A 12,858-nucleotide genomic window follows, 5' to 3' on the forward strand; every position below is an offset into this window, starting at 1 on the left:
TTGTTGACAGCGTTTTCAATGCCTTGTATACTTCTAATACAAGTTAATATTTGTGTCGGAGATAAGGAGAACACACGTTTAAACCATTTGCGTTTATACTGTTGTGTTCTCCTTTTTTTTCTTTTGATGCTTTAATTCATCTGGGAGGGAGAATTTAATATGACTGCATTTATGGGGGAACTTATTGGTACAATGATTTTGATTTTGTTTGGCGGAGGGGTTGTTGCAGGCGCCAATCTTAAAAAAACCTTTTCCTTTAATGGAGGCTGGATTGTCATTACAATTGCATGGGGCTTAGCCGTCACAATGGGGGTATTCGCTGTTGGTTCCATAAGCGGTGCACATCTGAACCCGGCTGTAACCATCGCTCTTGCTATTAATGGAGATTTTCCTTGGGCTGATGTTCCAGGCTATATTATTGCTCAAGTAATTGGCGGATTTCTTGGCGGGGTCCTTGTCTATCTGCATTATCTTCCACATTGGAAGGTTACCGATGATCCTGGAGCAAAATTAGGTGTCTTTGCAACAGGTCCAGCGATTCGCCATACTTTTTCGAATTTGCTTAGTGAAGTCATTGGAACTTTTATTTTAGTTTTGGGATTATTATTTATAGGTGCTAATAAATTTACAGAAGGTTTGAACCCAATTGCAGTCGGTTTATTAATAGTTGTTATTGGGATGTCTCTTGGGGGAACAACTGGATATGCCATTAATCCTGCCCGTGATTTAGGCCCGCGCATAGCTCATTTTGTCTTGCCGATCTATGGAAAAGGTAAATCAAATTGGGGTTATGCGTGGATTCCTGTGCTTGGACCGGTTATGGGAGGTTCTTTAGGAGCTGTATTTTACCAGGCTTTTTATAAAGGCAATATGTCAGAAATGTTATTAGGGGTTTTAATTGCTAATATAGTAGTATTAATTCTTGTATTTATCTTAGGCAGAAAGCATCCGGTTAACGGTCAATCTTCATCAGAAATTACTGCATAACCTTTTGGTGCGACAGGAATGGGGGAAATGGAAATGGAAAAATACATTTTATCATTGGATCAAGGGACAACAAGCTCCAGAGCCTTGCTTGTTAATCAAAAAGGGGAAATTGTTCATATTGCTCAAAAGGAGTTCACTCAGATTTTTCCAAAGCCAGGCTGGGTAGAACATAATGCCAGTGAAATCTGGGGTTCTATTTTAGCGGTCATTGCTGGTGTTCTGTCTGAATCCGACGTTAAACCAGAGCAAATTGCAGGAATCGGGATTACCAATCAGCGGGAAACAACAGTTGTCTGGGATAAAGAGACAGGCATACCTGTATACAATGCAATCGTTTGGCAATCAAGACAAACTAGCGGCATTTGTGAAGAATTAAAAGAAAAAGGCTATAACGACCTATTCAGGGAAAAAACGGGTCTTTTAATAGATGCTTATTTTTCAGGTACCAAAATCAAATGGATATTAGATCATGTAGACGGTGCGCGTGAAAAAGCTGAACAAGGAAAACTTCTTTTCGGAACAATTGACACATGGCTTATTTGGAAGCTTTCAGGCGGCCAAGCGCATGTTACGGATTATTCTAATGCATCCCGCACTCTTATGTATAACATTCATGAATTAAAATGGGATGAAGAACTGCTTGAAATATTAGAAATACCTGCATCCATGCTTCCCGAGGTTAGACCATCATCAGAAATATATGGCCAGACAGTTGACTACCATTTCTTTGGCAAAGAGGTTCCTATTGCAGGTGCTGCCGGGGATCAGCAGGCTGCTCTGTTCGGACAGGCATGCTTTGAAAAAGGAATGGCGAAAAATACGTATGGAACTGGCTGTTTTATGCTGATGAATACTGGCGAAAAAGCGGTTAAGTCCGAGCATGGCTTATTAACCACACTTGCTTGGGGAATAAACGGCAAGGTGGAATATGCACTAGAAGGAAGTATTTTTGTAGCAGGCTCAGCCATTCAATGGCTGCGAGATGGACTTGGACTTATCCAAGATGCTAAAGAATCCGAAGATTATGCAGCAAAGGTTCCTTCAACTGACGGAGTATATGTTGTTCCTGCCTTTGTCGGTTTGGGAACGCCATATTGGGACAGCGATGTTCGCGGCGCTGTGTTCGGATTAACAAGAGGAACAACAAAAGAACATTTTATCCGTGCGACCCTGGAGTCACTTGCCTATCAAACCAAGGATGTTTTATCTTCCATGGAGGCAGATTCCGGCATCCAGCTAAAAACACTTCGTGTCGATGGTGGAGCAGTGAAAAATAATTTTCTTATGGAGTTTCAGTCAGATCTTTTAAATGTCCCTGTGGAACGTCCAAGGATCAATGAAACAACAGCCCTTGGTGCTGCTTATCTCGCCGGACTTGCTGTCGGCTTTTGGAACAGTACGGAGGAAATCTCCAAACAATGGGCAATTGATCAATCGTTTGCACCAACAATGAATGAAGAAACAAGAGAGCGCCTATATTCAGGCTGGAAGACAGCTGTCCGCGCTGCCATGGCATTCAAATAAAAACTTTCTTCTTTGCCTAAAGAGACAACTGTGATATACTAAAGATAAGTTAATAGTTCGGCAGGAGAATCTGAGAGACCACAAAATCATTACTGAGTTTACAGTAATGTATTTTGTGGTCTCTTCTTTTTTTGGCTGTTGTTACTTCCTGCCGGCTTTGGGAATACCATAATAAGATGACCTATATCTAGGAGGACTCGAACGTGAACTTTTCTAATAAAAACCGCAATGATATAATCCATACATTGAAAAATGATACTTTTGACCTTATTGTTATTGGCGGAGGGATCACTGGTGCCGGCATTGTGTTAGATGCAACATCAAGAGGTGTGAAAACTGCTTTAGTTGAAATGCAGGACTTCGCTGCTGGTACTTCCAGCCGTTCAACCAAACTTGTTCATGGCGGCTTGCGCTATTTAAAGCAGTTTGAAGTAGGCATGGTTGCGGAGGTAGGTAAAGAGCGTGCGATTGTCTATGAAAATGGTCCACACGTAACAACACCTGAGTGGATGCTTCTTCCTATGCATAAAGGAGGAACATTCGGTAAATTTTCGACTTCAATCGGCCTTAGAGTGTATGACTTTTTAGCGGGAGTAAAAAGATCTGAGCACAGAAGAATGCTTAATGTCCAAGAAACGATTCATAAAGCTCCGCTTGTTAAAAAAGAAGGGTTAAAAGGCGGCGGTTATTATGTGGAATATCGGACAGATGATGCACGCTTGACTATTGAAGTGATGAAGGAAGCAGCAACAAGAGGGGCTGCACCGATTAATTATACAAAAGTAGAAGATCTTATTTATGAAAATGGAAAAGTTACAGGCGTCCAAGTCTCCGATCAAATAACAGGAGAGAAATACGAAATCAAGGCTGCGAAGGTTGTCAATGCTTCAGGACCGTGGGTTGACACGATTCGTGAAAAGGATGGCTCGAAAAAAGGCAAAACATTGCAAATGACAAAAGGCGTACACGTTGTCATTGACCAGTCTAGATTCCCGCTGAAACAAGCAGTGTATTTTGATACACCTGACGGACGCATGGTGTTTGCCATTCCTAGAGCGGGCAAAGCCTATGTCGGTACAACAGATACTTTTTATAATGACAATCCTGTGAGTCCAAGAATGACGATTGCAGACCGGGATTACATCATCAAAGCTATTAATTATATGTTCCCAGATGTCAAAATTACTGAAAAAGATATCGAATCCAGCTGGGCTGGCGTGCGCCCGCTTATTTGGGAAGAGGGAAAAGATCCATCTGAAATCTCCCGCAAAGACGAAATATGGGAATCAGAATCAGGTCTCCTTACCATTGCTGGCGGTAAATTAACGGGTTATCGCAAAATGGCTGAAACCATTGTGGACCTAGTTGTCCAGAAATTTAAAGAGGAAGGCTATAAAGTCTTTTCTGGCTGTACAACGAAAAAAATGCCGATTTCCGGGGGTGAAGTTGGCGGTTCAGCTAAGTTTCCAGCATTTGTTGATGCAATGGCAGAAAAGGGAATGGCACTTGGATTAACCAAAGACGAAGGAAAGCATCTTGCTTCCATGTATGGTTCCAATATTGAGCAAATTCATAGCCTCATTGAACAAAGCGGCAGCGAAGCTGAAAAGTATGGGTTGCCAAAAACACTATGGGCAAAATTAAAATATGCGCTGGAATATGAGATGATTGCATCTCCTGCAGACTTTTTTATTCGCCGGACTGGAGCATTATTATTTGATATTGACACGGTAAAAAAATATCAAAACCCAGTTATCAGCTATATGGCAGAATATTTCAGCTGGACTCAGGAAGATACGAAAAAATGGACAGAGCAACTGGAAACAGAACTTCATTTCGCAACAGTTCCAGCTGACGCTAAATAGGTTTTTTAACGAAAATTTCCGCCTTTAAGTATTGGACGGAAATTTTTTTTTAGGTAAAATCTTCTATTATTATTCTTCTATGCTATAATGCTAGATGAGAATACAAGCTTGACCAATTGAATCTTATAGCTGATAGGTGCCTTATCTTTAGGATAAGGTTAAAAGGGAAGCCGGTGTAAATCCGGCGCGGTCCCGCCACTGTATATCGGGGATTTCCTCGCAATCCACTGTTCTTTGGGAAAAGGAATGGGAAGGAGAGGATGTCGCTATACCCGTAAGCCAGGAAACCTGCCTATTATGCTTGCCAACGAAGTCCTTCGCGGAAAAGGATCGGCATAATGAGGATTAATCTTTTTAATCTGTTAATCTGATTTTTGCATGCCTTGCTTCCGTTACGGAAGCAAGGCTTTTTTCGTGTGGAAGATTGCTAGTTTCAAGCTCATCTCATATCAGAGAAAGGAAGAGGAGCAGAAATGAAGAAGATTTTCGCGAGTTTTTTAATGATGACAATGATTTTGGGGCTATCCGCCTGCGGACAGGGGGAGAAACCGGTTAATGGCAGCGAGGTCCAAAATGAAGCGCAAACACCAGGAAAAGATCGTTCAAGTGAAGAAAAAACACATATGGCAACTGTGTACCCCCTTACGATTAAAGATGCTACAGGAGCGGAGCTGACATTTGATAAAGCACCTGAGCGCATCGTATCAACATCCCCATCTGAAACTGAAATCCTATTTGCTTTAGGATTGGGGGACAAAATTTATGGTGTTTCGGATTATGATAACTATCCAAAAGAGGCTTTGGCAAAGCCAAAAGTGGGTGGGGTAACAAAGCCAAATGAAGAGGCTATCATTGCAGCTGAGCCAGATCTTGTCATTGGCGGAATTTCGATGAAGGGGGACATAGCCGAAAAGTTCCGCGGTCTTGATTTAAAATTGTACAAAACAGAGCCAAAAAAGGTTGAGGATGTATTAAATAATATCCTTCAGATCGGCAAAATGACCGATAAACAAAGGGAAGCGGAAGCGTTAGTCGCACAAATGAAGGAAGATATCCAATATGTAAAAGAAAAAGCAGCTGGCCTAAAGCAAGAGGATAAAAAGAAAGTATATATTGAATTTTCTCCAGGCTGGACAGTGGGTAAGGGAGAATTTATGGATGAACTAATCACTATGGCTGGCGGGCTGAACATTGCCTCAGATACTGAAGGCTGGAATGCCATTGATGAAGAAAAGGTGATCCAGGATAACCCAGAGGTGATTTTGTATACAGCTGGCCGAGTCGATGATAAGACAGGCAAGAGTATTGATGAGCTAATCACATCCAGGAGCGGCTGGGAGAAGATTACAGCTATACAGGAAGGCCGTTTGCATGCTATAGATGGGGATATTGTATCGCGCCCTGGCCCGCGCATCACCGAAGCACTTAAAAATATTGCCGAGTCCATATACCCTGAATTGTACAAGCAATGAAAAGGAAATTAGCAATATGGGGGGGAGTAAGCGTGGTTCTCCTCCTTCTTTCGGTGATTATTAGTGTTTCTCTTGGTTCTGCGAATCTGGCAGTATCTCAAGTATGGGGCGTGTTATTACATCAAGTGCCGGTGATAAAAAACAGTATTACCGCTGACTGGGCTCAATCAACCGAACAAATTATCCTTAAGGTTCGCCTTCCAAGGGTCATTCTTGCCATCCTTGCTGGAGCTTGTCTTTCCCTTGCAGGTGCAGGATTTCAAGGCGTTCTAAGGAATCCGCTTGCTGACCCTTACACATTGGGCGTTTCATCTGGGGCTGCGGTCGGAGCAGCTTTTATCATATTATTTGGTTTTCATACGGCACTACTCGGTGTTTGGACGATTCCGCTTGTTGCATTTCTAACAGGTCTTATTAGTCTGCTGGCCGTTCTCAGGCTGGCCAACATCCATGGTAAATATCGGCTGGAGACTATAATTTTATCAGGCGTAGTTGTTTCTGCCTTCCTTGGTTCGCTAGTTTCTTTTATGGTCTCAATGTCAGATCAAGTGGTGAATGAGATTGTTTTCTGGCTGATGGGAAGTTTAGCTCTACGGGGCTGGTCCTTTACCTTTGTGCTTTTGCCATATTTAGCTATTGGTTTTGCCGTGCTTATTTCCTATGGCAGGACATTAAATTTATTTGCTCTTGGGGAAAGGCAGGCTGCCCACTTAGGGGTGAATATTCAGCGGACACGCTTAATCATTTTGATCGTGTCAACATTAATTACGGCTGCTGCGGTTTCTATTGTCGGAACAATCGGATTTGTCGGTCTTGTCGTACCGCATTTGGTGCGGCTCATGGTTGGGCCAGATTATAGAATGCTGATTCCACTGTCTGCGATTGTTGGAGCTATTTATGTGCTCTGGGCGGATACGCTTGCCCGTACATTGCTTAGTCCCACGGAAATACCGCTTGGTGTCGTAACGGCTTTTCTTGGTGCGCCGTTCTTTGCGTACCTGCTTAGAAGAAATAAACAAATGACAGCGGGGGGAAATGGATGATTATCCAAGCGGAAAATGTACATATGGTGTATGAAGGTAGAACGGTGCTTGATGAAATTAGTTTTTCTGTTCGGCGAGGTGAATGTTTAGGGATTATCGGTCCCAATGGGAGCGGGAAATCCACTCTTTTGAAGCTTCTATCCGGGATTGAGGATGTAACTTCAGGCCGTATTAACGTTAACGGGAAGCCAATCCGAAAGTATCCAAGAAAAGAATTGGCCAAATGGCTTGCCGTTTTACAGCAGGAATCATTGCCTCCTGTTGGATATACTGTGCGTGAGGTGGTCGAGATGGGCAGATATCCTTTTCAAAATTGGCTTGGACAAGAAAAGGATGAATATCAATCTCTTATTGACACGATTCTGGAAAAAATGGGTTTGAGCCATTTGAGCGATCGCCATCTTGAACAATTAAGCGGCGGTGAACGCCAGCGTGTTGCACTTGGGAAAACGATGGCCCAGAAGCCTAAGCTCCTCATGCTTGATGAACCGACGACCTATCTTGATATCGGACACCAGATTCACCTGATGGATAGGATACGGGAGTGGCAGCTGGATGAGAAGATGACCGTCATTGCCGTGCTTCATGATCTCAATCTTGCTGCACTGTATTGTGATCGTCTGCTGCTTCTGCATAATGGCCGAGTAATAAAGGAAGGACCTCCGGAAGGAATCCTTCAGGCTGGCTTAATTGAACAGGTTTACGGAACATCTCCAGCTGTGCTTTGGCATCCTGTTTATCATGTCCCGCAAATTATTTTACAGAGCAGTTTCATAGGAAGAAGAACTGCTCCCATGGAGGAAAGGGAAGAAGGTTTTGCATGACTAGAAAGCTGGAAGTTTCAATGAATGCTAATCCAATGAAAAGGGCAAGAACCATTATGTTTCAAGGGACCTCCTCAGATGTTGGGAAGAGTCTGATGGCTGCCGCACTTTGCCGAATTCTCGTACAGGATGGATGTAAGGTGGCACCGTTTAAATCACAAAATATGTCTCTCAATTCTTATGTAACGGTAGATGGCAAGGAAATTGGCCGGGCACAGGGTATGCAGGCAGATGCTTGCGCAATAGCGGCAACAACAGATATGAATCCAATTTTATTAAAGCCATCACAGGATATGAGTTCCCAAGTGGTCGTCCACGGCAAGCCATTTAAGGAACTGGATGCAAGGTCCTATCGGGAAGAGTATCTTCCCATGGCTGAAACAATTGTCAAGGATGCGTTAGCACGTCTCCGGGCGGAAAATGATGTGGTGGTTATTGAGGGAGCAGGAAGCCCGGCAGAAATTAACCTTAAAGACCGCGATATTGTTAATATGCGGCTAGCCCTCTGGGCGGATGCACCTGTCATATTAGTAGCTGATATTGATCGCGGCGGGGTCTTTGCTTCAATTGTTGGCACCCTTGACATATTGGAACCGCAAGAACGCGAACGCATCAAGGGGATTATTATCAATAAATTCCGCGGGGATGTGTCACTTCTTCAACCCGGGATTGATTGGCTTGAAGAGCGTATAGGCAAGCCTGTCCTTGGGGTTGTACCATATTTGCCTAATTTGCAGCTGGAGGATGAGGACTCAGCTTCGTTAAATGCAAAATTTATCGGCAGCCGGAATGAAGGAGATAGAACGAAGTGCGTGGATATCGCGGTGATCCGTTTGCCGCGCATTTCAAATTTTACGGATATTGATCCGCTTCTCCATGAACCAGATGTACTTATTCGATGGATTGATACCGCCTTTGATTTTGGCAATCCTGATGCAGTCATTCTTCCTGGAAGTAAAAACACGGCAGAAGATTTGCTGTTCTTACGTAAGTCGGGAATAGCAGATCGCCTAATGGAGCATGTTCAGCATGGCGGCAGTTTGGCTGGCATTTGCGGCGGCTATCAAATGATGGGAGAACGTTTGCTGGATCCTGATCATGTTGAGTCAGGTCAAAGAGAATTAGCAGGACTTGGGTTTTTCCCGATGGAGACCGTCTTTACATCTGAGAAAAGAACGGTGAGGGTAAAGGGTACAGCAGAGGGTGGCTTTTTATCCGCACCCGTGTCAATTAACGGGTATGAAATACATATGGGGCAATCGAGTTTTACCCAGAAGATTCATCAGCCTTTTCGCATTGTAAAGGATCATTTTCTACATGAGCCCGTCTATTCAGATGGTGCACTGACTATGAATGGAAAAGTCTGGGGGACATATATCCATGGCGTGATGCATAATGATGAATTCCGCAGACAATGGCTGAATAAACTTCGCGGACAAAAAGGCTTGCCGATTAAAGAGAAAGCAATAGCATTTCAAGATTTGAGGGAGAAATCCTTTGATCGATTGGCAGAGCATTTTGCCAAGCATGTAGATATGGAGAAAATCTATTCGCTGATAACAGGAGGAGTAAAGGATGAATAAGCCTAGTAAGGAACGGGGGTTAACCCTCATTTATACAGGTGATGGCAAGGGGAAAACAACCGCGGCCATTGGTCTAGCTGTACGTGCGATTGGCAGGGGGATGAGGGTGTTAATTATTCAATTCATAAAATCTCCTCAACGTACATATGGAGAAAAGCTTGTCTTTGATAGGCTTGGCATCGAGATGGTGCAAAAGGGAATCGGCTTTACCTGGACAAAAACACCTGAAGAGCACAGAAAGGCACTTCAATCAGCATGGACTTATACAAAAGAGCGAGTGATGGCTGGCGAGCATGATTTAGTCATTCTTGATGAAATAAATAACGCGCTCTCTATCGACAGGTTCCCTATTGAAGATGTGCTGCCGCTGACTGAAGTGCTTGAACTTATTAAAAAGCGTCCGCATGGCATGCATTTAGTTCTTACAGGACGCAATGCCAAGGTTCAGGTCATTGAAGCTGCTGACTTAGTATCAGAGGTGAAAGTCCATAAGCATTATTATGACGAGGGGATCTCAGCCGTGATGGGAATAGAAATGTAGAACCATAAAATAAAGAGGAGTTTTGTTATTTATGAGAATTGTATCACTTTGTCCCAGTAATACAGAAATACTTGGTTTTATGGGTCTTGCCAGAAATATTGTCGGAGTTGATAACTATTCCGACTGGCCGGAGGAAGTAAATATGCTTCCTAGGCTTGGTCCAGATTTAGACATTAATATGGATGCAGTTGAAGCTTTAAAACCAGATTTAATTGTCGCATCACTGTCTGTTCCGGGAATGGAGAAAAATATAGACCGTTTAGAGGAGCGAGGCTTGCCATTTATAATTCTTAATCCAAATAATCTGGAAGAAATAGGAGACGATTTGCTTGCAGTTGGTGAAGCAACTGGGCAAGAGATACTGGCAAACAAGGCGTATCTTAAATATAAAGGGTTCCTGGAGAAGTTTTCAATGCTGTCCGTTAAAGTTCAGGAAAAGCCTTCCCTATATTGGGAATGGTGGCCGAAACCTGTATTTACTCCTGGAGGGGAAAATTGGCTGACGGAAATCAGTGCCTTGGCAGGTGGACGAAATGTATTCGCTGATGACGGCAGGGCAAGCGTGAAAACGAATTGGGAGGATGTAATGAAGCGCGATCCTGGTTATATTTTGATGGCATGGGTTGGGGTAAAGGAACAAATGATGAAACCGGAGCTGCTAAAAAAGCGTCCGGGCTGGCCAGAAATGGATGCATTAAAAAACAATCGGATCTATGTGATGGAAGAATCGCTCTATTGCCGGCCTTCTCCCCGGCTATTACTTGGACTGCAAAGGCTTGGAGCCTTGCTTCATCCTGATATTTTTCCTGCATTTGATGCTAAGAAAGCAGAGGAATGGCTATGTCAGCACGCAGAATAATGGTTGCCGGTACGGGCAGTGGTGCTGGAAAGACAACTGTAGCGATTGGTCTAATGGCTGCTTATAAAGCGCTTGGGTATACCGTCCAAGGGTTTAAATGCGGCCCAGATTATATTGATCCGACCTTTCAGTCTGCAGTAACTGGGAGAGCTGCGCGGAATTTAGACAGCTGGATGTGCGGGGCTCCTGCTGTGCAAGAAATTTTTACGCGTGGAGTCAAAGAGGCAGATATCGCAATCATTGAAGGTGTCATGGGCTTATTTGATGGAAAGGATCCACTATCCGATACCGGCAGCGCAGCCGAAATTGCTGAAATTACCAACACACCTGTTCTGCTGGTAGTTGATTGCGGAGGGATGGCCAGAAGTGCAGCGGCAATAGTAAAAGGTTTTCAAAAGCTTTCCCCGCGTATTCGTCTTTGCGGGGTGGTTGCAAACCGGGTTGGCAGCAAGGGACATTATGAGCTTATACGCCAAGCTGTTGAGAAAGAATGCGAGATCCCGGTGGTAGGCTATTTAATAAAGGATGAAGACCTTCATATGCCAGAACGGCACCTTGGCCTCGTGCCGGCAATTGAACGCGGAGAGCTGCAGCCGTTTTTTCAAAAGCTTTCTGAAACAATTCAGCAATGTTTTCATTTGGATGTGCTTTATGCCTTGATGAACAAGGAGCCTCTTCATAAGCAAAACCCATTATTTGGTTTGCCGGAGACTGAGAAAAGGGTACGTATCGCAGTGGCGAAAGATAAAGCTTTTCATTTTTACTACCCAGAAAATTTGGAGCTTTTAGAGCATTATGGAGCAGAGATTGTTTATTTCTCTCCACTAAGAGGGGAAAAAGTTCCTTTAGGTGTACACGGCCTGTATCTTGGCGGCGGGTTTCCAGAAGAATTTGCATCGGAGCTATCAGTACAAAAGGATGTGCATGCATCGGTTCACAAGGCTGTTGAGAGCGGGATGCCGGTGTTGGCAGAGTGCGGGGGATTTATCTTTTTAACAGAAACGATCGAAACAGTTGGGGGAGAGGTATACCCGCTTGTGGGGGTTGTTCCCGGCAAGGTGAAAATGCAGTCTAGGCTTGCAGCACTTGGCTATCGGGAAATTTTCGGAGCGAATGGGAATTTTCTGCTAGATCCTGATGATCACGCAAGAGGACATGAATTCCATTATTCCATTTTTGAACCATCGGAAAATTTCCCTTCAAGCTATAGGACTAGCGGATTGCGCGGGGAGAAGGAGGAGGGATTCCTAAAGGGGAATCTCGTAGCCGGTTTTACCCATATTCACTTTGCCTCCAATCCAAAGGTGGCAAAGCGCTGGGTAGACCAGTGTGTCCAATACAAAGATCGTATGCATTTTGATTAAAAGGAGTATGAAAAGAATAAAATCGAGGCTCTGCTGGAAATTTCTGCAGGGCCTTGTATTTTATAATCTATTAGCGTATAATAAATAATTGCGTGTTCTTAAAAACATGAGCAAGGCAAGTTTTTTATTTTAAGAACTAATTGTGTGGACCAGCATTATATTTGTGTTGAATTTCTTCTTAACAACATCTTCAATAATAAACCGCTTGAATTCTTCAGTCATGTTACTTCAACTCTTTCAAAAAGTTCAAATTAGACATGTACAAAAAAAGGGAATGCGCAATTCCTAATCCGAGTGGCGCGGCCTAGGAGCCGTAAAGATGAAAGAGAGGCAGGGCTTTCATTGGTTAGGGCAATAATTAAAAATAATGATTTACAAAAACAGTAAAGTCATGTATAGTTATATTTAACGCTTAATGTTCGTTATATATTTTTAATGAATAAGTGGTCGTAGCTGCAGTGAATTGTGGACTATGTTTATTCCGCAATTTATGCGTGCTGCGGCCTTTTATTTTTGGTGTATATATTCAAACATATAGTGAACAAAATTTTCGGAGGTATGTAAAATGAACACAGGTAAAGTAAAATGGTTTAATGCAGAAAAAGGCTTTGGATTTATCGAATCTTCTGAGGGCCAGGATGTATTCGTACATTTCAGCGCTATTCAAACAGACGGCTTCAAAACTTTAGAAGAAGGCGAAGCAGTTACTTTTGAAATCGTTGAAGGAAACCGCGGACCTCAAGCTTCTAACGTTTCAAAAGCTTAATAATAAATAAAAAAAGGTGGTGCATGCTTA

At 43.2% G+C, this 12,858-nt stretch carries 11 protein-coding genes and 1 riboswitch; all 11 genes read left to right on the forward strand.

Translation table 11 applies throughout. The features are described 5' to 3' along the window. Nucleotides 1-159: 159 nt before the first annotated feature. Complete coding sequence (locus AC1Q59_RS05155) at nt 160-987, forward strand: MIP/aquaporin family protein (protein ID WP_492364724.1); 828 nt, start codon at nt 160-162, stop codon at nt 985-987. A 33-nt stretch (nt 988-1,020) separates the two neighbouring features. Next, complete coding sequence (gene glpK, locus AC1Q59_RS05160) at nt 1,021-2,511, forward strand: glycerol kinase GlpK (RefSeq protein ID WP_492364725.1); 1,491 nt, start codon at nt 1,021-1,023, stop codon at nt 2,509-2,511. A 203-nt stretch (nt 2,512-2,714) separates the two neighbouring features. After that, complete coding sequence (locus AC1Q59_RS05165) at nt 2,715-4,376, forward strand: glycerol-3-phosphate dehydrogenase/oxidase (protein ID WP_492364726.1); 1,662 nt, start codon at nt 2,715-2,717, stop codon at nt 4,374-4,376. Nucleotides 4,377-4,493: 117 nt separating this feature from the next. Next, a riboswitch (cobalamin riboswitch) is annotated at nt 4,494-4,686 on the forward strand. Nucleotides 4,687-4,849: 163 nt separating this feature from the next. Next, the gene (locus AC1Q59_RS05170) at nt 4,850-5,848 is read left to right on the forward strand and encodes a helical backbone metal receptor (RefSeq protein ID WP_492364727.1); all 999 of its coding nucleotides are present in this window, start codon (nt 4,850-4,852) and stop codon (nt 5,846-5,848) included. Continuing rightward, nucleotides 5,845-6,891, forward strand: coding sequence for a FecCD family ABC transporter permease (locus AC1Q59_RS05175; protein WP_492364728.1), 1,047 nt, complete (start codon nt 5,845-5,847; stop codon nt 6,889-6,891). Before AC1Q59_RS05170 ends, AC1Q59_RS05175 begins: the two co-directional genes overlap by 4 nt. Continuing rightward, nucleotides 6,891-7,715: a heme ABC transporter ATP-binding protein gene (locus tag AC1Q59_RS05180; RefSeq protein ID WP_492364880.1), complete on the forward strand. Its 825-nt coding sequence runs from the start codon at nt 6,891-6,893 to the stop codon at nt 7,713-7,715. The genes AC1Q59_RS05175 and AC1Q59_RS05180 overlap by 1 nt, the downstream gene beginning before the upstream one ends. Continuing rightward, nucleotides 7,712-9,298, forward strand: coding sequence for a cobyric acid synthase (locus tag AC1Q59_RS05185; RefSeq protein ID WP_492364729.1), 1,587 nt, complete (start codon nt 7,712-7,714; stop codon nt 9,296-9,298). The genes AC1Q59_RS05180 and AC1Q59_RS05185 overlap by 4 nt, the downstream gene beginning before the upstream one ends. After that, nucleotides 9,291-9,839 (forward strand): cob(I)yrinic acid a,c-diamide adenosyltransferase, encoded by a 549-nt coding sequence (locus AC1Q59_RS05190; protein WP_492364730.1) that lies wholly within the window; start codon nt 9,291-9,293, stop codon nt 9,837-9,839. The genes AC1Q59_RS05185 and AC1Q59_RS05190 overlap by 8 nt, the downstream gene beginning before the upstream one ends. Nucleotides 9,840-9,870: 31 nt before the next feature. Beyond that, a complete protein-coding gene (locus AC1Q59_RS05195; RefSeq protein WP_492364731.1) occupies nt 9,871-10,698 on the forward strand; it encodes a cobalamin-binding protein in 828 nt (275 codons plus the stop codon). Beyond that, nucleotides 10,680-12,062, forward strand: coding sequence for a cobyrinic acid a,c-diamide synthase CobB (locus AC1Q59_RS05200; RefSeq protein ID WP_492364732.1), 1,383 nt, complete (start codon nt 10,680-10,682; stop codon nt 12,060-12,062). The genes AC1Q59_RS05195 and AC1Q59_RS05200 overlap by 19 nt, the downstream gene beginning before the upstream one ends. A gap of 565 nt (nt 12,063-12,627) precedes the next feature. After that, nucleotides 12,628-12,828 carry a cold-shock protein gene (locus tag AC1Q59_RS05205; protein ID WP_492364733.1) on the forward strand — a complete coding sequence of 67 codons (201 nt, stop codon included), beginning with the start codon at nt 12,628-12,630 and terminating at the stop codon, nt 12,826-12,828. Nucleotides 12,829-12,858 lie beyond the last annotated feature (30 nt).

Source organism: Cytobacillus sp. MT66 (assembly GCF_058792595.1).

Coding starts and splice junctions, on each gene's coding strand:
- AC1Q59_RS05155 (WP_492364724.1), top strand. CDS start 160: ATGACTGCATTTATGGGGGAACTTATTGGTACAATGATTTTGATTTTG.
- glpK (WP_492364725.1), top strand. CDS start 1,021: ATGGAAAAATACATTTTATCATTGGATCAAGGGACAACAAGCTCCAGA.
- AC1Q59_RS05170 (WP_492364727.1), top strand. CDS start 4,850: ATGAAGAAGATTTTCGCGAGTTTTTTAATGATGACAATGATTTTGGGG.
- AC1Q59_RS05175 (WP_492364728.1), top strand. CDS start 5,845: ATGAAAAGGAAATTAGCAATATGGGGGGGAGTAAGCGTGGTTCTCCTC.
- AC1Q59_RS05185 (WP_492364729.1), top strand. CDS start 7,712: ATGACTAGAAAGCTGGAAGTTTCAATGAATGCTAATCCAATGAAAAGG.
- AC1Q59_RS05190 (WP_492364730.1), top strand. CDS start 9,291: ATGAATAAGCCTAGTAAGGAACGGGGGTTAACCCTCATTTATACAGGT.
- AC1Q59_RS05195 (WP_492364731.1), top strand. CDS start 9,871: ATGAGAATTGTATCACTTTGTCCCAGTAATACAGAAATACTTGGTTTT.
- AC1Q59_RS05200 (WP_492364732.1), top strand. CDS start 10,680: ATGTCAGCACGCAGAATAATGGTTGCCGGTACGGGCAGTGGTGCTGGA.
- AC1Q59_RS05205 (WP_492364733.1), top strand. CDS start 12,628: ATGAACACAGGTAAAGTAAAATGGTTTAATGCAGAAAAAGGCTTTGGA.